Here is a 22,913-nt window from a genome sequence, read left to right on the forward strand (position 1 = left end):
GACATTTTTAATGACATACTACTAACCTCCATTTTCATCAGTTAGTTTGTCCTGATATTCTTCGGATTTTTTATATAAATTCTTGTAATTAGGCAAATTGTAGAAATTATTATTTTTGATTTCTTTTTTTAAAGATCCATCTAAATCAAATAGTTCTATTCGTTGCATAAAAAAGCTTTGATCATTATAATTTTGATCATAGCGATATTGCTCGCCAAAATAAACAAGATGAGCCAAAAGTTTTGCCCGATCTTGTAGCGGAAGTTCCTTTCTTATTTCTTTGTTGGTTAAAAGATACATGACGTATTCTTTTAAAGGCTCAAAATAATCAATATCATTAGGCTTAATAATATCTTTTAAAACAGGGAAAATTTCTAAATTTAGCTTTACTGTTCCATCGCATTTTTTATTCCAAAAAAGTTTATCTAAATCTTGTGAATTTTTTTTAATAAATCTAACATTATCCTTAACTACCCATTTCAACAATTCCTTATCATCATAATAACCAAAATTTGTTACCAACTTCTCCATAAAATCTTCATCATTTAAGAGTAACCATTTAAAATAGGCACGGTTATCATTGAATAAATACATGTTGCGGGCAACTAGAGTTTGGATGTTATTTTTACGTTCTAGTTCAAGGTCTGGAATATCTTTCCAATGAGGGATTTCAATTTGTTGTCCTAAGTCTGGTTCATTCCTATATATTTTCTGATCTTCAACATGTTTTAAATCAGGATATTCTTTTTTATAGTCTATTATTTCAGGAATAGCATATAAATCAGTAATAAAACAATCGTTTTTAATTATAAAAGTATTCTGATAAATATTTAAACGACTAAAGACAAGGTCTTTATTACATTTTTCAAAAAAATCTACAGATAAAAATTTACTATTAGAGTTATTAGCTATAATTCTACCAAATATTTTTTTTATCTTTTCATTAAATTCATTAATTGGGATATTTTTATAACCATGACTTTTTAATATATCTGAAATGCGTTTTAAGGATGCTAATAAATCTTTTTCTGAATATTCGTAAGATTCAAATTCATCACCACCATTATATCTTCCTCCTTTTAGCTGTTGTATTAATATCTCTTTTTCCATATTGTTATCACTTTCAATCTTAATAGTACTATCTTTTTTCACCTGTTTTTTTGTTCCTTGAGCACAACTAATTACATAGAAATTAATAACTAGAACAATTAAAATTTTATTAAAATATTTCATTTTTATGATTTATATGTTATTTAATATTTTGAAAAATGTTTATAAATTACTTAGTATGTTTTTATCTATCTGATTTGCTAGTATCTTTTCCTACCTCTTTTTCACTTGGTTCGACAAGTGGTTCACTTAAAGGAATTTTGACTACTCCAATTGGATGAAAATATTTAACATTTGATGCTTTTTTTCTTAAAACTACATTCACGTATAATCCTTCATCTTCACCAGGTTTTGACTGATTACCACCTAATTGAGCATAGGCATCGTTTTTAATTCCTATTACAATTGAAACATGCCCCTGAGAACCTGATTTATAAAATGTACCATTATCTGCCCTTACCATAAATGATCCATAAAATGGAGTTGTAACTTCCTCATAATCGGAATAAGAAAAAGAAACTGCATTTAAAGCATTTTTTCTTGGTATTTCAGGATTGCCTATTTTCAAACAATAATTAACAAAAGCCGCACACCAAGATGTATCATCAGTATAAATTAATTTTCCATTCTTATCTACATACCCAATTTCAGTGAAGTACTTCTCTACTTCTGGATTACTTCCTTTTCCTGATATTTCTTTAGTTCCTATTTGACTAATCGCTACGTTAACATAGTTTAAAGTCGGATCTTTTAAAATAAGAGGAACGACAAACTTATTTTCACAAACGCTTTTATCATACTTGAACCAAGTTTTTATTTTTTGTAAATTTTCTTTTCTTCTATCTAAATGTAGTGTGGCTGGATAATCGCTTGTACTTGTAGGTGCGTATCCCTGAAGTAAACGACAAATCAAAAAGAAATAGTCTTCTTCGTTTTCTTTCATCATCAAGGCGATATCATTTAAATTCTTTGACAATCCTTTAGCAAATTTATTTCTTTTCCACTCAAAAGCTTTCATTTTTGCTTCATATTCAGCCTGATCTTTATCTTTATTGTTTTTTGCCCTTGGTTCCCATTTAAGTGCTTTAATATGATTCCAAACAAAGCCTCCGCTATCTACTGATAAAAATAATTTTTGAGAGACTAAATTTGGATTTTCAATAATGTTATATGCATTCCCTATTTTGTTCTGATAATCTGAATAGATTACAGGATTCCTTCCGTCTCCTGTTAACTGTAAAATCCCTCTTCCTTTATAAAAATATTGGCTTGAATTTGTATCTCCTTCGATTTCCCCAGTGGTTTGAAAGAATCCAGTTTCAACACTTGTCATTGCTAAAAATGCAATTTTCTGAATACATTCATTAATGTTGTATTTACGAAACATTGCATTAAGCTGGAACGTTAATGATTTATAACTTTTGTCATCTATGTTGCAATTTTCGCCACCCCAAATAGTCTCTCTGCCATTTATTGTTTTTACCAAAGCTCGTAAGTCTTCTTCAGTTAAGTCTTTATTACAATAACAGCTTTTCCCTTTTACAAGCTCTGCCATTTCTGAATCTATCACTACAGGAACAGTACAATTATCTATAGCTTCCTCAGTTAAAATGCTTTTTTCTACTATTAAAGCTGTGTTTTTAAAACAGATGAGTTGTTTTCTCAAGGCTATTTTTTCTTCTTTGGTAAAAGAAGTTTTGTCTTGCTTGGTGGCTTTTATACCTATAGTTTTCATGTCAGGACTTCGTACGAAACTTGCGTTTGTATGAGACATCACGGCCAGTTGATCACCTTCAAAAATATAAACTTCTTTTTTGTCGTCGTTTGGGTCTTTTACTTTTCGGCTTACTTGCACACTAAAACGTACAGGGTTTACTTCTGCATCTGTCAGGTATTTTTCTTCGGCTGTAAAAGGGAGTTCTAATAACCCGTCAATGCCCACTTTCTTTTTATATTCCTGTATGCTTTGCAATGCTGTTATGATTCCGTTTTTTTCCTCCATACAGTCAGAATGTACCAGGTTCATAACATCAACTCTTAGTTCTTCTTCCTGCATATTTACAGTATGCACCCATATTTTGTGGGTTTTAGCCTGATGTGTAAGGGTTTGCTGTACGCCTTTACCATCTTCTGTCGTAAAAAATATGGGGTTTATTTTTTTCTCGTTGGTTACTGCAAGTTCTTCGTTACTGTCTAGTACCTCTATAAATTTTGTTCCCACGACTGGTTTGCCGTTTTTTATAGCCATATCGCCTGACAAGGCGATTGCTCCTTGACTTCCAGTTGGCATTTCTACGGTAAAAATCAAACTTATATTTGGGTTTGGTACTTCGGTTGTTGCCGGTACCGCTTTTTTTATTTTATCTTTATACTTCTCGTCAGTAATGATTTTAAATGAGCCAATACCTTTGTCGTTAAGAGTTATCTTTTTTTCTTCGAGCATATAGGTCGCCGGTTCCAAATAAAAAGATTCCCTTGCTCCTCTTACCCAAACTTTTATGGTGATCGATTGATTCTCTAATCCTACAATTTCTACAAAGGCATGAGTTTCTTCTTTATATCCGGTTTCGGTACGTTTATAACCTGTTCCATATGACCATAGGGCACGTTTTAATTCTGGCGTAGCTACTTTTATTTTTGTTTTTACTCTTGTATCAAGGGTTTGTTCTCCCGTAAGATAGGCGGCTATTTCAAACTCTCCTTCGCTATTAAATGTAATTGTTCCGTCATGATTGTCTACTACACCATTTGGCAATTCTAAATTTATTTTTTCACCGCCAATCAGCGGCATAATTCGCGCTGCGGTTTCAATTTTTACTTTAGCGCCTTTGGGTATCGATTTTGGCAAAGTAACTTTGTCTATAGAGTTTCTTATTACCTCAAAGAAAAAACTGTCTGATGCATTAAATAAAGGTCGGTTGGTTGGCTTTCCGTATCCTTCTATAGCATATTTACCAAAGTAATTATTGCCTCCATGAGCATCATAATAGAGTATTTGGTTGATTGGCTTATTGATGCTTTTTTCTTTAGAAATGGCAGCGTTTTCAAAAGCTGTTAATCGTATGCCATCTTTTTGCAAATACCATTGCATTTTGGTATTATTAGTGGGTAAAAATTCAACATTAAACTTGCTAACTTCTACTTTTAGGCTCTCATTATATCGCAACAGTTGGTTGCAGGTTCCTTTTACGGTATTTACCCCTAAAGATTCTAAAACCTTTAAGGTTATTTTTATTGGGCTCGTATCATTGGGCGATGTGTAGGCCTCAACTTGATATTCATCAGGGTTTTTGAAGGTAAAAATACCTAGTGCCCCCGTTTTTGTCTCTACTTTAATTAGATTAGATTCACTGCTAATCTGGCTATTAAAAATTACTACATTCTTACAAGTTACTCTCCAACTGGCAATTGGAGACGTTTCATAAACCGGATTTAATGATGCTGGATTAAGTATTTTTTGTTTTTCTACTAATGAACTTGCTTTAAATTTTAAAGTTAAAGGAATCGGTGTGTTTTTTAACAGGGTGCTACCTGGTGTCGTAATTCCTTCGACATGGTCTTTTATATATTCAATAAGTATGGCACAATCTTTATATCCGGGACGGTTTGCATAAGCTTCAATTCGATACACACCTTCGTCCAGATCTTTAAAAAGCTTATCTAATGTAAATACAATGTTGGCTCCAATACCTACAAAAGTTTTCACTTTATCTTTTACTTCATCGCCTTTAAACAATGCCCAAGTTATTTTTGTTGGATCTCCTTTGTAGATTGCTTTTAATTGAAGTTTAGCTTCTGCAACTGGCATTGTCAAAGGCCAAATATTTGTATTTTTTGCTTTTTCTATAAAATAATATTTCCCTGTTGGTTTTTCTGCAACCGGAACAATAATGTTGATTTCAGACACCGAATCTTCTTTAGTAGGATCTGCGGTTTCCCACTGGGCAGAAGTATTTTCGACGGTAAAAGAATCTGCTTCTTTTACATCAATTGTGTTTACTGCTTTTTTTTGTCCGGTCGTTGCAAATTCAATATTACCGGGTGTACCATAGCCTGGGCAGGTGCCTTTAGATATATCGAGCAGTACTTTCATACTTTTATCAAAATCTACATTTTTATAAAAGTCTTTATATTTAATGTTGCATTTTGCTTTGCATGGCATTGGTTTTTTACTTTTATCCGGCAGGTAACAATCACCAAAACCCTCACCGTTATTAAAGCTTTCTGCTGTATCATCAAGGTTGGTAGCAATGGGCTGTTCCTGAGCAAAATACTTGTTTGCTTCTAATTTTTTAATCTGACTTTTAACGGCTAATGGCACTGCAGTAGCCTTGCTATTATTTTTAACAGAATTAGAGCAAAAGCATTTAGCCCCTTCTACTATTATTTCTCCTTTTGCCATATTATTTAGAATTAATTTCTCTCTTTATATTTAAAAATGTTTCTTCTTTATACTGAAATAAAGTATCTGTTTGAATTTCAAAAAGAGCACTTTTGTATTTTATCTTTTTATGTGACGCATCTAAAGCTGTAATTACTTCTAGGTTTGTTACATACTCCTTTTGATTGTCTTTATTGTTTGTGATAAAATTTATCATTTCGGTACATTTTTCATTTAAGACTTCCTGAGATTCAAAACACAATAATGATTCGCCGGCATCTGATATAACAAATTTTGTTTTTCCAACACATTCTAAATTTCCAATAGATTTTATATTCCAATCAATTGCTGTATTACTGGATTGCTCCTCATCTACTTCCGGATTAAAAAAAATCAAGTTCCAAAAAGGCTCTTTAAACTTATTTTTGGTAAACGTTTTTTCATCATATACATTTAGATTAAATCTTTCTAATATGTCTTGAGCATTTTTATTGCCGTCATATTCTTCCATTAGAATAGCAGTGTTTTCTTCCCATCTTTCAAGCCATTCTTTGTATTCTACCAGCTTAACAAATTTTCCCTGAGTTGTTGTCTGAATTTTAATTGGATAGGTAAGCTGTTCTAAATTTTCCAGAAAGGTTAGATACGTATTTTCATGACCCGGATTATTAATAACTTTTGTCTTGCTAATTTCGTATGTATTAAAAGTTGATTTTTTTTCTAAAGCAAGAAATTCAACATTAAAAGAAGTTTGAATTTCTTTTGCAATATCATTAACTATTGTGTTTATTTTATGTGTTATTTCAAAAGTCATTTCTTATGAGTTGTTTTCTTGAGTAAATATTTCTAATCGGGCAATAATCAAATCTTCATTCTAACCTAAATTATCCTTTTCATTTTTTAATGTTCTCTGTTTCATCATTCTGTTTTTGTTTTACTTGTATATAAGTTAAAAATATCTTTGGCTATAAAATCTAATATCACAATTAGCAATTGAACAAAAAAACATTTAAAAATTATTAACCCATAATATAATTTTTTCTAAAAAAAAGAAATGTCGCAATTATCGTTACCAGAATAAATATACCTACATCAACTAAATGACTAATAACAAAATACCCGAAATAAAGACTTAATAAATTGAAGAGATTATTTAAATTAAATAAAGCAGATTCTTCAAATAATGTTTCAATAGTAAATAGAAAATATCCAAAAACAATTGTCAATGCCACTAAAAGAAACATTTTCTTTATGCTTATCTTTAGATGCAATTTCAAATAAATTAGACAGATACAATAAAATACAGACACAAAAAAGATCGTAATAACATACCTAATTAAACAGGGAGTCAAAAAACTTGTAGCATATTCAAAATTTAGAATTTTATAATAATAAAATATTTTATTACTTTCTTCTAAATCATCAGCCAAACAATCTGTTACATGCAATTTGTCATAAAATAAGATTAGAGTTAAAAAATTAGACAATAACAATAAAAAAGAAAATTGAAAAACACTTCTTGTTTTTTTACTTACAAACGCTCTCATAGTTTAAATTTGAAATTAGGTTTATAAATATAAATTTTTGAGTATCTATAAAAATCTTCTCCCCTACCACTGTCTTTTCTATAATCTCTATATGATTCATTATTAATATATCTAAAATTTTCTCTTTGATTATAAATACCCCAAAGGCTGATCCCACTAAATCTTCATTCTAAACTAAATTATCCTTCTCATTTTTTATTGTTCTCTGTTTCATCCAAAACGATTTTATTATTTTTATATAGAACATAATTTGTACTTTGACTATCATGATATATCATTGCAAATAAATATTCATCCATATTATAAAATAAAGGATTATCCCAATCACGAATTCCTCCTTCTTCAAAATTTGATGTATTATTTCCTACAAAAGAAGAATATCTTACATTCGATGCAGGTGTGTAGAAACAACATCTATACTCTTCATACTTTTGAATTGTATCATTTTTTAAAGTTGTTTTATAGAAATCTTTAATTTTTAGCATCGCTTCCTCGATTGAATATGATTCATAGTCATACACTTCAAAGTACTCAACTTTAGATTTTGAACCTGTGATAATTTCTACGTTAGGTATTTCTTTTATTTCCATTTTATTTTTTCTATTTGAACACGAAATGATGAAAAACAAAAAAATAAAAACAATTATTTTCTTCATATTTATAGTTTTCTGTTATTTATGTGAATAACATAGTTTTTAGTTTTAAATGGTTATCATATTCTTAATACTTCTTTTTGTTTCTTTCTCCTAAATCAGTATGTTCTCGAATTAATAATGACTTGTTTTGATGTTCATAGATCTTTAGAAAATTTTCTTATACCGATTTGTTTTTAAAGGAAGTTTTGATTCAAATATTTTTTTCTTTATTACTTTTCCCTTCTTATCAACTTTCAAGCATACATAAATGTAACCATTACCAATTGTTGAATATGAAAAACTATTTATTTCGATTATTATACTTGTATAATTTAATTTCTTTGATGCTATAATCTTGGTCGGGATGACATTTGTAAAATCTTTGATGACAATATTTTTAACATCATAATTATTTATTTCTATTATTGGATTTTGCGAAAAATTTAATCTATCAGTTAACTTTTTTGTTATTGATTTTTTATTACATTCTGAAGTAATTACATTTTCAGTTTTTAGATAAAAATTGATTTCATTGTTATACATATTCTCATGAATATGATAAACACTTGTAGAATCATTAATTGGTATTCTACATGATTCTATTTTTTTTTGAATAAAGTCAGATGTATTATTCTGCGCAATTACCATGTTAAAAAAAAGACAGAAAAAAATTGTTGCTATTCTCATAAATTACCTGTTGAGCTATTTTTAAAACTAAATGAAGTTGATTTATAGATAATGGTTGTACCAAAATCTCCTTTGAACACAGAAACTGATTCAAATTTTGATTGATCAAGGATATTTGAGTTCGACCAATTTTTAAAAGCATTTTTTTTTATGATCAGGATGTATAAATAGCCATTCTTTCCAATTTTCATTAGTACAAATATCCGCTCCTTGCCAACCAATCTGTTACATGCAATCTATCATAAAGTAAGAGTAGAGTTAAAAAATTAGACAATAACAATAAAAAAGAAAACTGAAAAAACACTTCTTGTTTTTTTAGTTACAAACGTTCTCATGATTTAAATTTGAAATTAGTTTTATAAAAACATTCATAGTAAAAAGTTTAATTGTCAGAATTATTTCTTATCGAATCAACGTAAGTCCTATTATATTTTGATAATTCAAAAGTTTTATTTTTAAATTTTATTGTTTTTTTATATTGTTTCCAACCCCAGGACTCAACATTTATGCTATCTACATAAAAGTCATTAGCCTTAAATGAAACATATGTTTTTGTATAAAAACCACTATTTCCTGTAAGATCTTTAAATATAATAAAGCCACTTTTATTAATTTTTATTTCTTCGTAATAAACCGGGGTATTACATTTTAAAACGTTTTTGTAAATTTTAAAAATTTTACTCTTCTTATTTATGGTTTTGCTTATCAAAAGTATAGGGAAATCAAATTCTGAATTCTTAGGAAAACAATCGTCTTTACTATTTTCATAATAAGGTTTTAAAACAGCAATTGTATCTATTGTTTTATTATCGTCAAAGTCAAGACTTAAGGGTTCATCCTGGTAATAGTTAGAAAATGTAATTCCATATCTATCTTTATAACCCTGAATTTGCTCTAAACAATTCTTCTCTACAGAAATGGTTGTAGGTATCTTAATAGTATCCTTTGGAATATCTTCACCGTTCTTACTACCAATTTTATTACAAGAAATAAAAACCAAAATAATTGTAATTATGCAAAATGGGAATTTCATAGTTTCTAAATTTTAAATGTTGTCCAGAATAACGTACCTGATTTAAAACCAGTTGATCTTAAACTCTCATGTACTGCTTTATTGTTTTGTGAAGCTTTTCTCGCTCCAGAAAAAACGCCTTTTTCATTTGAAATGACCCCATCTGTCACCTCTTTAAGTGTATATTCTTTTGTAGAGAAAATTGAGTTAATTATAGCATTTTTATTAATTTTAGCTCTATTAGAATCTATAGACCAAAAATTAACAGCTAAATCTAAATGTTCTTTTACAATATTAACACTTCTATATTGCTTAAATTTTGGATGAGATAATTCATCTTTTTTAGTAAAAAAATCTAATCCATCCCAAAAATATGAACTACTAGTAGGATCGTCATCCCCTTTTAAAACACTAATCATTGCAGCACGGGCAAAACAATGATTTTTACCATTTGAACTTGTAGGTATCTCTTTTGTTTTATCAGCTTTATCTACCGATGAATAACCTGTTTTAAATAATGCGTTAAATGTTTTTTCATCTCTGTCATACCTTTTGTTTTTCAATGCGTTATTTACAGTATGTGCAATCCATAAAGCCGTTTCTTTATTTCCCGTAAAAGAAGCTTCATGGTGGATTAAATATGAATTATTTGCGAATTTTTCATGAGTAATATTTACTTCATTTTCTTTCAATAGTTCTGTTCCATTATATGTTACAAAATCGTTGCCTTTTTTATCTTTTTGTGTAGATTTCCCATCACAAACATAAACGTCATTTACACTTCCCTCAAAATCAGGTTCGTTTATCTTGCCTTCAAAAGTTCCATCTTCATTATAAAAATGACCATTTATGTAGATTATTTTTTCTTCCTCTTCTTTTACTACATAATCCGCAAACTTTTTACCACCATCTTTTCCATAAAAAGTGTTCTCTTTTGGAGATTTAAAATTTAATGCTCCTTTAGACGCATCTTTTGTAATAGACTCCGCTTCTTTATAGGATTTCCCCGCTATGTTACGTATTATATTTCCGCCTTCTCCTGCCATATTACTGCATTTTTACCTGTTGACCGCTATAAATATTTACCTCTTTGGCACTTTCTACATTAATAGATTCTTTAGTACTTATATAAGAACCAATTTCCATATTTTCAGTAATACTTTTAGCTTTAGAATTTCTGCCTACCAGAGCATTCTCAATAATATTACTTGCCGTAAGATTGTAATCTTCACTTGCTATTTCTGTGATACTATCTCCGGCAATGACATTTATATCTTTTTTTGCGGTCGTCACAATATTTTGTCCTGCCGACATAATTATACTTTCTCCTGCACTAATCGTGATGTTTTTTGATGCCGTAACTTCAATATTGCCATTGCCATCCATAAACCACTTGTTGCCAGAAGGGTCTTTGACCAAAATACTCGAATCGCCTTCGTCAAAAGTTATGGTACTTCCTGTGCGGGTATAAATACTCTTGATGTTGTTTTTTATGCTACCGCCAGTACCTGTTCTACCGTTAAATAAACTACCAATTACAAATGGTCTGTTGGGATCGTTATAGCGAAAGCCCAGCATAACCTGATCGCCTACTTCGGGGATAAAAACCATACCGCGGTTGGTGCTCACCTCTCCACTAGTTCCTGCATCTGGTGTCATTACGCGTAACCAAGGTGTACGCTGTTGATTGGCAGCTTGCCATTGCATTTTTACACGTATTCTCCCTTGTCCTCTTGGGTCTTCGTTATCTATTACTTCAGCTTGTTGCATTTGAGCTACAGGAAAGGCGATGTTGGGTTCTGGCAACTTACGTATTTTAGCCGGAAGCGCTTTAAAACTATTTTCGTACTCGCCTATATCGCTTGCCTTATGAGTTATTTCAGTGATGATATAGATTCCTACTTCGTTAGTTTCATAATTGATTTTGTTAATATCTTGTCCACTCTTATATGCCGCTAATTTGTCTTTTACCTGCATGGCATCTATACTAATGCTCATACCTATTCGTAAACTTCTGTTTCGACTGGTTGCGGTTATAAAATTAGATTCTGCTGCCGCACTTTGCTGACGGCTTTGCAGTATAGTTTGCAAATACATATCGTCACCAGCGGCAATTCGACCATATTCTAACGATGATGTCGTATATAGTTTTTGCGAAGCAGCTATAGCATCAGTACCCAATCTAGGAAATCCCTCTATTTCGTTTCTGGTCTTAGCTTGGTATAGTTTACCTACGTCTTCGTTATAACTAAATGCCTCAAACTGAGTGGGAACTGCCTGAACAGAAATATTCAGGTTATAAAGATCTTTGTTATAAATTAATTTTGTATATTCTGTGGTGGTAATTGGTTTCCCAAAAAAAAGTTTTTCTCCATCATAATACAACCATTCGTTGTATTGTTTGGCTAAACGCTGTATAAACTGAAAATCAGTTTCGACGTATTGCGTTTGATATTCTAAAGTGTGACTAAACTCTGGTTTAATGTTGTTTTGTAGTTGTTCGCCTGCTGCTGTTTTTATCACTCCCTCAATGATATCCTGCAAATTGGTATCTTCCCAACAATTAAGTTTGAGTCCTGATTCAAGAAGTATGGTTTTAGAGAAACCCGAAATAATAATTTGACTTCCTACATGTCCTAATTCCTGGGCATATTGAATATTGGTTACTATTCCTAAAAAATTATTATTGTTTTCAAAGGCAATGTGCAAAACTCCTCCCAACCATTTTTGAGCACTTTGCATAGTGTATGCTCTTGGTTCTTCGATCACAGAATGCGGAACACTAATTTTAAAATGATGATGGTTATTAATGGTTTGGTGTAGCTCGATAGTGGTGAAATGCGAGATTTCTTTTCTATCAATACCAAATATTATTTTAGGAATGACCATAATATGTTTTGGTTATAAGTTTATTTTTTAAATTTTAACTTAAATAGATTATAGTCTAAAGCTCTTATTTCTAAAGTTCTTATACCAGATTCGATTTTAAGCTAAAAATATCATGTTCTGAAAATAGAAGTGATACTAATCAATGGTGTCAATAAATTGCATAATAAAAAACCAAGAAGCGGTAACATACCACTTCTTGGTTGTTAAAAGGGAAAAGTTAAACTCTTGCCCAATTGTTGTCTAATGTTGCATTACCCAATGTAATTTTCTCTGCTGAGAAAGTAATCTCAGTTACCATTGGAGTTTCTGCCAAAGCATCTAATTGCTCGCTGAAGAAAACAATAAAAGCATTCTCAAAAGAAAGTTCTTTCATTACTTGTTCAGAATCAGCTTTAAAAAACTTTATTTTTCCGCTTACCGGTTTGTGCTGACTGTTTACTGCCTGCTCAATAACAGTAGTATTATCTGTAGATTTTACTTTTAAGTTTAATCTACCTCCTTTAATTTCAGATGAAACTGCTCCTTTACCATCAGTATGTCTCATCATTTCAACTTTTGAAAATAATACTTGGTACTCCTGTCCTTCGAATTCTAAAATTGCTTTAAATGCCATAATAAAAATAATTAGATTGTAAAATGTTAAAAATTGGTTTTTAGAATCCTCTTTGTTTTTGTCTGACTAGTATAAACAAAAAGTGAAGAATTCTATATGATTTTATAATACCTCATTTGTACTTAAAGTACTTTTATTAAACTCCCTTGTTACAGAAAGTTAAGGATAATTATAATTGATATTTGTACGAATATACAACTATAAATAAAAAAAGATAATATATTTTGTAATATTTTTCATAAAAAAAATAAATCATCAATAGAAAAGCCCTAATACATAAATTGATCTTGTACCCAACTAACGATCAATGGCTAGCACGTTCAAAATAGAACCAGAATGTGATTTTATTTATAATTTTTAATTTGTATTGAACCAAAAAGTTTTGCACTTTAAACTAATCCTTTTAAACCACATCAAGCATTGGTATAGGTTCCTGCCTGTGCTTTTTTTAAAATGACACGCCAGCAGCAAAATGAAGGAAGAAAAAATGTTAATAGGTAAAGTTTTTTTCATAAGAAATTTTCTATCTGTACAATTTTATTCGTGCGCAAATCTAAACTACTTAAACATCAAAATTGTACGGTTTTCCTCATTTTTCATCGAATTTAAGCCATTTTATTTATGGACATAAAAAAAACAACCATAACATACTTAAATAGAATAAATTACGAAATATTACAAAAACTTAATTTAATGTTAAACTTACAAAACAGGAATTTTTTCTTTGCATTTTACGTGTAATATTGTCTTTTTTGAGTAGAAATCATCTTTAAAATAAGTTGATAAAAGATGAAAAATAAACCAATTATTGAGGAGAGAAATTTATATTATTTATAAAACATAACTTATCATACAATCTAAAAACAAAAAACCTATTTCATAACGAAATAGGTTTCTGTTTTGTGACTAAAGTAGATTTTACCAGTAAATAACTATTTAATAACTTTTATCGTTTTAGCTACTTTTCCACTACCGTTTATTTTTAAAAAGTAAACTCCTTTTGATAAATTTTTACCGGATAAATCTAGCGCTTCCGTAGTTGCTCCTTCACTATAGTTTTTGTTTCTAACGAGATTAGAAACCAGAATTCCTTTAGCATCATATAGGTCAACATTAAGATTGGCAGATTCTTCTAGTTGTACTGTTAAAGTTGGATAATCATTTACAGGATTTGGACTTATTGTGATTTCATTTACTGTTTTACCAAAATCAATTGTTGACAATGCCAATACAGTATTGTTTAGTCTGGTTACAACAAAACCGCCTTTATTTCCTGCCATAACAATTTTATTATCAGGCTGAATCAGCATGGTTTGAAAGTAATCGTGTCCTGGTCCAAAATTAGTTGTAAAATACCCATTTGTACCAAAAGATGTATTTAAAGCTCCGCTCAAATTATAAGATTCTATCCCAAAATTATAATCACTTGTAAGTCCTACACCATAACCAACCAATAGAGCGTTATTGTGGTCGATTGTAATATCAGTTGCAAAACTTGCTATATTGGTACCAAAATCTCTTAGAATTTTACCGTTTACTCCAAATGAATTATCGGCAACACCATTCGCATTATATTTTGATATAAAACCACAATATTTTACTCCGTCGAATGATGAACCGCCAATATAAATATCATTATTTTTTGAGATCACACATTTGTTTAATTGCGAAAATTGTCTGTAATCCTCTTCGATTAGCCCAGTTCCGTTTGGACCAAAACTCGTTACAATTTCGCCATTAGCATTATATTTTGCAATTACACAACTTAAGCCAGAAGTGTTTCTTCCTACGGCTATAATATTTTCATTACTTGTAAATTTCATATCTAAAATTTCTCCTCTAAGAAGATCCGGAGTAAATACAAAACCATTTGTACCATATGTTTGATCTAAACTTCCGTTTGTATTAAATCTGGCTAAGCCAAAAGTGCTAAATCCGGGATCTTCTACAGATTCAAACGCTCCGCCAACGATCATTTTACCATCAGCCTGAATTAGTAATGAATTTACGAATTGCGGATAGTCTAAGGTTTCAACTTTTATACCATCAACATCAAAACTGGTATCTAAACTTCCGTTTTCATTATATCTCACAATCATAATATCACTATACAATGTATTTTGTGACGGAACATACGTACTACCTGCAACTACAATTTTACCATTTGTTTGCAAAGCCACACTTTGTGCTGTACAATGATCTCCAAATAAAGTGGTTACATATCCGCCATTCCCAAAAGTGGCATCCAGAGTTCCGTTAGGTAAATATCTGGCCACTACAAAAGAGGATCCGGCAGCGTAAGAATTGGTATTACCAACTACTATTATTTTTCCATCTGATTGTAAAGCCGAATCATAAGCCTGATTGTTCCCAGAGATTCCAGTAAGCACTTTACCTCCAGACCCGAAGCTTGTATCGAGTGTTCCGCCTTGTGAAAATGCCTTGCTGCTAAATAATGTTAATACTAAAATAAAAATAGGTAGAGTTCTTCTCATATAATCTGTTTTTTGGTGTTTTAATTTAATGACTAAAGGATGTTTTTGAAGGCTAATTTAATCGTATTTATCTTATTATCCTAATGGTGAATATTTAGATTCTAAAATAAAAAAACAGGTAAATACTATTTAGTTTGCCCCACATTTACTTGTTTTTTTTTGCTAATTGTATTACATCTAAAACTAACAACAAAGAGACGATCTTTATCAGGTCGCCTCTGTTGTTTTCTTGACATCTGTCTAAAATCTACTTTAAACTTACTATCTAAAATTGTTATTATTTCTATATTTATAGGTAAACTCGTTTGCCTGTTTATCTCCCGGTAAATTGTATTTCATGACAATTTCATAGTTTCCGTAACGCATAAACTGAAAAGTAGAGTTCTTAAAGCGTTTTGCAATTGTCTCAATACTAGTATCACCATTTACATAACCATTGATAATCTGATTGTCTAAATCAACCCAGTCTTGTTTATAAATTAGAGGCAAATTGTATTTATACGGAAAATTGCCTTTTGTCCAGGATTGGTTCACATTATTTTCGATACTGGTCATATAATAAGCGTTCACAGGTATTGCTTTTGCAGGAATCACTCCCAGTTCACTCGTGTCTCTGTTGCTTATAGCATAATTACCATTTACTGGATAATCTTTATACAAATACGGAAAAATATCTGTTGTATAATATTGATCATTAAGCTTTGATTGTGCAATTATTATTGGTTTATTATCACTGTAATTTACTCCCTGAAGATCAACAAGATCAAATGCTTCCTGACTTGAAATAGTGTTGGTTAAGTAAATAACATCTGAAAATAATGGCCAAAAATTATAATCCTGCGTACTTATCGAATTCATTTTAGCACTAAATGTTTTGTATTTACTGGTACTAAATGAATACGTTAAACGCTCAATACTACCTTCTGCCTTAGATAAAGCATCGGCTTGGTTTTCTTTTATTTGTATGTCGTTACCATCATTATTAATTGTATTTGTTTTTGTAGCAGCTGTGGTATTTCTTGTTTCACTCTGCTTAAGACTACTTACAATTGATAAATTGTATTTTTTTTCCTGATCAATATTTGGTAAATCATAATACACTTCATTTGTACTGGTATCATAATTAAAAGCTGTTGCTTTAGCATTAGAAGTTCCGTCGAGATCTAATTTTACGCTTGTTTCCCAATTTGAATCTTCAAACAAATAATCCTGACCACGTTTTAGCTGAATATATCCTTTAGGATATTCTTCTTCAAGGAAATATTTTTGCTCAACAACCGGATACGAATATTTAATATTGGTAAGCGGAATATGATTAGGAGCTCCACCTGTTGTAAACAATCTTTCTTCAAATTCTGTAGCAACTTTCCCGTCTACTTTTATTGGCTCGAATGAACCATTTACCATTTTCTGAAAACTAACCTCAACCTGAACTTTTAGTTCTTTGTTTGGAGGTAAAATATCTGTTGAAACAAAATTAGCTCTGTCTTTCATAGAACTCCATTCTAAAACTCCCGGAATTTCTTTTGTCCCGTCAAAAACTTTAAATTTCTCTAATATCACTTTATAGGTAACATCTCCCACATCTTCAGGAATTACAAATGCTTCATTTACTTTCATTGAAAAAGCAGCTTGTGGAACAGCAAAAACATCTATATCTGTAGAGCTTTGTTTTGGCGTTACATCCGTTATTAGTTTAAGTCCGCCTAATGGAGATGCATTTTCAAATTGACATTCTTCTCCAAGTTCAAATTTAAAACGGAATTTTCCCTTAATTAATCCTCCCAGAACATTCATATTTCCGGCTACATAACCACGCATCCAAACTGGGTTTGGTAATTTTGCCTGCAGTAAAACAGCTGCTCCTCCTGAAATAATTGGAACTTTTAATTTTAAGAATGATAATTTAATCCTGATTCCCAATTCTCCCTGCAAGTATGCATACGATTGTCCATTCGCATACCAGCCATTTATACCTACACGCTCTCCTGTATTAGAACATCTTGCTTCCTGATAATCTTTAAGCATAATATCGAATCCCATTCCGGCTTGAAAACGTGCGTAAAAAAGCAAGAAACTTAAATCTCCGGTATCAAAGTCAAGGCTTGCGCCAAAGGCAACCCCTCCTCCATTTTTTAATGCGTTTTCATCACGCATATAATCCAGTTCTTTGGCATCAACACCTAAAATTTGTGCCACAACTGCCGGCGGCGGCGGACTTCCCGGTAATAATGTTCCTGCCATGAAATAACTGGTTGTTTTTAGGTACATTCCGGCAACTCCAATTTTTATACCGCATCTGTCATCCGGCGTTCCCATGTACATATACCAATCTTTTGGGTCTTTATGAAAAACGCCCCAAACGGCTCTTCCTCCTTCTCCAATACCGGACAGAAAATTTCCTGGGGTATTAATATATACATCTGTTGTAGCGTGCATCGAATTATTCTGAAAATCAAATTCTACTGCAGCGGCCATTTTTATACCTACCGCAGCTGATAAATCTCCCGGAATTGCCAATTTTGCTTCTGGTATATATTTACTTGCAAAAGAACCTTTAAGATCACTATCTGTTACCCCCATAAAACTTTTCTTTGAGGTAACATTAGAAGCTACTTTACCCATTAAATCCGTAACATTTTTAAGTCCCGGAATTGTGGCCATAACATTTGCTTTCCCAAAAATCGCTAATCTGTTTACACCTCCTTTTGAGTTAAAAGCAATTTCGAATCCTGCTTCACCATCACAAACACTTTCTGAACCAATATTAAAATAAATTAAGGCTTTAATTCCCAGACTTATTTTATCATCAGGTGTATAACTCAATCCTGACGGAGAGAAATCCCCAATTGCTACATCGGGATTTCGATGCATTTTATAATAAGCTCCTCCACCAAAACCGGTAATCATAAACGGTGCAGGAACCGGAGGCCATTTTACAGCAGCATCAAAATACCAATATCTAAAAGTCGTACGCCCAAAAATAGCTTTGGCTTTTACATTTACTACACCGGCAACATCGACTTCAAGATCTGCGTTAAATCCGTTTCCGTATACGGGGTCTTTTTCCATTAAGATAAGACTTCCGTTAATCGTTAATCCGCTAAATTTACAGTTAATGCTTATGGCTGATAAATCTAAACCATCATACTTGCTTCGCTGCCTGTAGCCGTCATCATACATTTTACCTTTTATCCCAATACGGGCTGTGGCTCCTGCTCCAAGACTTTCCATCAGGTTAATCCCTAAATCAAAATCGATTCTGGAATTATCCCCGTTAATGGCTACATTTATATTACCAATCGAAACCGGGAAATTACCAAAAGCAACTGTACCTTTATATCCCATATTTCGAACAGAAATAATAGGCGAAACGGTTTGTAATTGCAGGTTTTCAAAAGAAATCCCTTTAAAATCGACTGTCTTTTTCCCTTCAACATCTTTTTCATCAGATGCTCCTTTGTTAGTACCAAAAGAAATTTCTCCGTTTAAGTTTGCTTTGGGTAAAAACTTCCCGTTTAATAATTTTAACTCAATAGAACTGTTGGGTAACAGTAAAGCTTTTGCTTTCCAGATATCAAAAGAAATAGAATCTTTTGTAACCACAACTAATTGTTGCTCCTCCATGGATATAAAACCATTATAAGTCAGCCCTGTTCTATTGGTCTGAGCTGGTTTTGCAGGTGTTACCGGTGTTGCTGCAGTCACTGGTGTTACAGGAGCTGGAATTGGCGGAGCTGTAACGGCAGTTTCTTTTTTCTCTGGTTTCGCTTTACTAATTGGCAAAAGAATTTCTCCACTTAAATTTGCCTTCACAAAAGTATTGGCAGCAATCGTTACATCGATATGATCTAAGGAGTATGCCCACGATTTTTCCTGACTGGTTATACCACGATCCAGTGGGAAAACATTATCTGCATAAAAAGTTCCGGAAACTCCAAATTTATCTATAATAAGATTTTGTGCTCCCACATGAATTCTTTCTTTGTTGGAAGCGGTATCTGTAGTTTGAAATTCTTTTGGCAATCCAACATCAAAAGCCTGAATAAATACACCTTTCCAGGATTCCTCACTTGGTACCAAAAGTGCATTTTTGGCATAATATTCCGGAAAAACTACTGCTGGATCATTTTTCACATCACTTAAATCCAATACTGCATTACTCACCAGAAATTGGAAATTACCATCAAAATCTTTTCCGTTTCGTTTGTCTTTTAATGTAAAGGGCTGCAGACTTACATTTACCAGGATATCATTCCAGCTGCTTGCCGTAAAACTAAAATCACCTCTAACCCTATTCGGGATCTGAAATGTTTTTCCGTTATAATAAGTTTTAGGAACTGTTAATTTTTTTTCATCAACGGTTTTAGTTGACGGATCAATTGGTAATATCAGATTTCTAGAAAACTCTACTGCTCCTGAAATTTTCATTTCCTTAAAACCGTCACAGTCAATTGTTACATAAGTTAAATCGCTGACATCTCCGGTAGCCATATCAAAACCACCATATAGAGATACCTGCCATTTGTTTTCACTAAACGGAATATCTACATTGCCTAACAATACCAATTTTGCTTCTCCCACAATACCTCCCTGATGCGATAGTTTTATATTATCAGCACCAAAAAACAATTGCATTGGTCGTCCATTTTTATCTTTCTGCGGAATATCAACTCTACAAAAAACAGTCAAAGTAGTATATTCCGGTGAAAAAACTGCTTTCGTAATTCCAATAGAATATTGAACATTACTTATTGTTTTACGAATTCCTACTGGAAGTTGTACCAAATCCTGATTCGATAATTTATCTATCCAAAGATCAGAAACATCTATTTTATCTATAGAAGCTGTAGCAATACTTATTTCTTTTGGAATAGGTATTTCCTGCCCATAAGAAAAAACAACCGAAAGCATGATAAATAATACCGATAAATGTATTTTGTAAAACTTTTTCATAAGCAAATAATCCTGTTTTTTTGTAAAATAAAACATAGTAACTTCTTTAATATTTTAGCCAGACTGTTTTTTGAAACGATCCCGAAACCTTTATTTTTATATTAAAGTACCTATTTCTGATCCTTTAATTATTCTTTAAATATTTAAATTCAACTTCGTCATCTTTAGCATTTTTCAGTGCTAAATCATGATAAAACGGAATTAGTTTGATTTTTAATTCTTCTATTACTTCTGCATCTGTTTTTTTCTCTTTCATCATTTTAAAGAAATGACTTAACTCTTCTTTATTAAAAATTGAAAGACTTTCGTTTTTATGAATTTCATCTGCAGGAGTATTGGCAAGTGTCGAAATCTCCTGAATCATCCATCGATGCACTAATAATGGCTGCAATTTTTTATTTTTTCGTTCAACGAGTTTTAAATAAGAATTATAACTTGTTTTATCCGTTACATCTTCTTCCTTTACACCATGCATCTTGTGTTTATTTACACGCCCTAAAGCCATCACATAGTCATTTTCGAACCCTTCATCTTTACGAATCATATCTTCTTGTAAACTTTTTACAGTTTCAAGGATGTATTTATTATAGCGGTCTAAGATGTCGTTGTTTAAATCATATGCATTCAAATAGTTTAAGGCTTTTTCTTTGAAACTTTCATCATCCGGAGTCAAAGTAGTAAGCGTTAATAAATGCTGTAATTCGTCTGCATCTTCTTTTGGCATTGGTCGCAAGGCAAGCTGAAGATCTTGCAGTTGCTTTATGATTTCGTTTCTTGTTCCTTCGTAAGTCTTGTCTTTGTGTTTTATTTTTAAAACAGGGTCCGAAGCAATTTTAGGTTGCTCTTTATGATCCCTTTTTGCCGGTAATTTTATTTTATCCAATGAGTACGAGTAATTTAATGTAGCGGTTAAATCATTAAATTGCTTTGCATTAGTACTATTTCTAAACATCGAAATTATACTCATATTAAAATTATGCTGTTCAAGCAACACATAACTATTGTTGAATTTAACTCCAAATACTGAACTTGAATTGGTAGTTGCCTGCGAATTATTATAGAGAACTCCCAAATTAGTATTTAGCTTATCTTTAAATAATTTCTTAGAAGCTCCAACTGATGCTCCAACCGAAGAATTATTATTTTTAGCGACCTCATTACTGGTATAATTAAGGGAGCTGTTTAAGGAAACTTTCGTTGCCATAAAGTTTACCGTATGTGCCAAATTATAATTTTGAACAGTACTTGCCTGACCTCTTCGTATCACTCCGCCCTGCTCATTTGCCTGACCTGCGATGCTATAATTGAAATTTAGATTTTGGTTTCTCTTTTTTCCAAAAACATATGACATATTCATATTGGCATTTTGCGATAATTGCCTGTAATCTAAAGTATCAGACTGCACTACATTTGGATTATTTATAAGCTCAAACTGATCTAATTTTTTATTGGTGTATGTAGAAAAATTAGAATAACTACCTGTAAAATTAAGCTGATCTGTTACTCTGTAATTCATATTGATCGAACCCACAACTCGCTTTGTATCTTGTTTTTTGGCTTTTGCCAAATCATCTCTCTGATATCCTAAACTGGTAGAAACGGTGATTCTATCCTGATAAAAAGGTCTTGCAAACCGCAAGGCTATATTTTCTAAATCGTTATTAAAATATAATGCTCCTAATGTGTTATAATTAGGATCAATTCGTTCATATGTTAATCCTACGATACTTTTTTGAATGTTGTAATCAAAATTAACATTTAAAGCGTTCATAAAACTGGTGCTTTCTTTGCTGGAAAATAATCTATCCCTAAAACCTCCTCCGGAAAGATTACTGCTTCGAACATCATCTGTTAAAACTGACAAAGCGTACTCCACATTAAGATTCAAATTTTTAACCAGCGAGGTACTAAAAATTAAACTGTTTACAAAGTTCTCTTTTGGAGTTACGCCTTTATCATTTGTCATGTTTAATGAATTTACATCGTCTTTAGCATAAAAACCTATCCAGCCTATTTTATATTGTTGTTGCTCAAAACCTATTTTTGCACCATAACCCATACGTTGATATACAGGAATTCCGCCCATTGCATTTTCTTCTGAAACTGCTTTAAGTAATTGTCCGCCCATTAAAGTTATTTTAAACGGACTTCTTGGAGTAAGTTCTAAACCAACTCCCCTAAACGGAAAACCACTTAATGTATAAGGTGAAAATGTCATACTTACATTGCCTATATATGCTTTTACCCATTTGTATTTGGGCATAATACTTAATCTGTTAAAATCAAACGGGGCTGTATAACCTAAATTTTCTCCCTGATTGGTAATGCTGTAAAATAACGGAACGCTAAAATTAAAAGCACTAATATTCAAATTCCCTGAAAGCAGATATGTAAAAGGCTCACGTGCATTTGGCATACTCGATTTATAGTACATCATGTTCGCATTTACATTACCTGTAACTTTAAAATTTGGTTTATAAAAATTCTCTAAATCTACATCCTGCGCATACCCTTTCCTGCAAATAAAACAGGCAAAAACAATACACAACCAAAACAAGATCTTCTTATTCTTTGTCTTCATTTATCGG

12 protein-coding genes are annotated in these 22,913 nt (G+C 31.6%); all 12 read right to left on the reverse strand.

Annotation, left to right across the window (positions count from 1 at the left end):
* Positions 1–21: 21 nt before the first annotated feature.
* Complete coding sequence (locus tag ASF10_RS06260) at positions 22–1,233, reverse strand: hypothetical protein (protein WP_056246823.1); 1,212 nt, start codon at positions 1,231–1,233, stop codon at positions 22–24.
* A gap of 61 nt (positions 1,234–1,294) precedes the next feature.
* The gene (locus ASF10_RS06265) at positions 1,295–5,512 is read right to left on the reverse strand and encodes a PAAR-like protein (protein ID WP_056246825.1); all 4,218 of its coding nucleotides are present in this window, start codon (positions 5,510–5,512) and stop codon (positions 1,295–1,297) included.
* Position 5,513: 1 nt separating this feature from the next.
* A complete protein-coding gene (locus tag ASF10_RS06270) occupies positions 5,514–6,305 on the reverse strand; it encodes a hypothetical protein (RefSeq protein ID WP_056246827.1) in 792 nt (263 codons plus the stop codon).
* A 921-nt stretch (positions 6,306–7,226) separates the two neighbouring features.
* Positions 7,227–7,628 carry a hypothetical protein gene (locus tag ASF10_RS06280; protein WP_056246830.1) on the reverse strand — a complete coding sequence of 134 codons (402 nt, stop codon included), beginning with the start codon at positions 7,626–7,628 and terminating at the stop codon, positions 7,227–7,229.
* 210 nt (positions 7,629–7,838) lie between these two features.
* Positions 7,839–8,360, reverse strand: a complete 522-nt coding sequence (locus ASF10_RS06285; protein WP_056246833.1) for a hypothetical protein — start codon at positions 8,358–8,360, stop codon at positions 7,839–7,841.
* Positions 8,361–8,742: 382 nt separating this feature from the next.
* Positions 8,743–9,393 (reverse strand): hypothetical protein, encoded by a 651-nt coding sequence (locus tag ASF10_RS06295; protein ID WP_131726512.1) that lies wholly within the window; start codon positions 9,391–9,393, stop codon positions 8,743–8,745.
* Positions 9,394–9,398: 5 nt separating this feature from the next.
* Positions 9,399–10,418 carry a hypothetical protein gene (locus ASF10_RS06300; RefSeq protein ID WP_056246839.1) on the reverse strand — a complete coding sequence of 340 codons (1,020 nt, stop codon included), beginning with the start codon at positions 10,416–10,418 and terminating at the stop codon, positions 9,399–9,401.
* 1 nt (position 10,419) lies between these two features.
* Positions 10,420–12,261 (reverse strand): type VI secretion system Vgr family protein, encoded by a 1,842-nt coding sequence (locus ASF10_RS06305; protein WP_056246840.1) that lies wholly within the window; start codon positions 12,259–12,261, stop codon positions 10,420–10,422.
* Positions 12,262–12,478: 217 nt separating this feature from the next.
* Complete coding sequence (gene tssD, locus ASF10_RS06310) at positions 12,479–12,874, reverse strand: type VI secretion system tube protein TssD (protein ID WP_082472390.1); 396 nt, start codon at positions 12,872–12,874, stop codon at positions 12,479–12,481.
* Between the two features lie 932 nt (positions 12,875–13,806).
* A complete protein-coding gene (locus ASF10_RS06315; RefSeq protein ID WP_056246844.1) occupies positions 13,807–15,369 on the reverse strand; it encodes a T9SS type A sorting domain-containing protein in 1,563 nt (520 codons plus the stop codon).
* 261 nt (positions 15,370–15,630) lie between these two features.
* Positions 15,631–20,325, reverse strand: coding sequence for a hypothetical protein (locus ASF10_RS06320; protein ID WP_056247123.1), 4,695 nt, complete (start codon positions 20,323–20,325; stop codon positions 15,631–15,633).
* 124 nt (positions 20,326–20,449) lie between these two features.
* Positions 20,450–22,906, reverse strand: coding sequence for a hypothetical protein (locus ASF10_RS06325; RefSeq protein WP_198529568.1), 2,457 nt, complete (start codon positions 22,904–22,906; stop codon positions 20,450–20,452).
* Positions 22,907–22,913: the final 7 nt, after the last annotated feature.

The sequence above is a fragment of the Flavobacterium sp. Leaf82 genome, assembly GCF_001422725.1.
Lineage (GTDB): Bacteria > Bacteroidota > Bacteroidia > Flavobacteriales > Flavobacteriaceae > Flavobacterium.